This is a genomic window from Pseudomonas sp. Ag1 (assembly GCF_000278565.1).
Classification (GTDB): Bacteria; Pseudomonadota; Gammaproteobacteria; order Pseudomonadales; family Pseudomonadaceae; genus Aquipseudomonas.
Genome location: NZ_AKVH01000008.1, coordinates 1 through 580, shown reverse-complemented (window position 1 = coordinate 580; position 580 = coordinate 1). Strand labels below are relative to the sequence as shown.

Sequence of the window (580 nt, the reverse complement as noted above, 5' to 3'; positions counted from 1 at the left end):
GGAAAATCGAACGATTTCATCGGTCACTCAAGGCTGAAGTGCTCAACGGCCGCCATTTTCGGACGCTTGCAGAAGCGCAAACAAATCTTGATCAATGGCGAGAGGTTTATAACCATCAACGCCCTCATCAAGCCCTGGATTACAAGGTTCCAATGGACCGATACCGAGAAAGCCCCTGGGCTTATCCGGAGATGCTTTTGGCGTTTGAGTACGGGCCGGACGATTTAAAGGCCAAGGTTTATCACAGCCGATTTAAGTTTCAGAAGCGCTATTTCAGGATCGCCAAAGGCCTGGCCGGACATCACATCGCACTACGTCCCAACACTGAAAGTGACGGGCTATTTGACGTCTATTTCTGCTATCATTTTTTGCGAACGATCGACGTGAAACAGCCTGATTACGGTTCATAATGTGTCAACCATGTCCCCGTACATGTGTCCACCATGTGTCCGGTCCGTACAAAAAGCGGCAAAGTAACCAAARCGCTCTGCCCCGCCTGTCGGCACCTCGCCTAGGCTCGGTGTTCCCTCACTCCGGCATTGCTCCGCGGGCCGCCGCGACGGGCCATCCATGGCCCGGC

Annotated in this window: 1 protein-coding gene; it reads left to right on the top strand. The window is 53.4% G+C overall.

The features are described from left to right. A partial coding sequence (locus A462_RS32190; RefSeq protein WP_008430051.1) for an IS481 family transposase occupies positions 1-410 on the top strand: 410 nt, incomplete at its 5' end. Positions 411-580 lie beyond the last annotated feature (170 nt).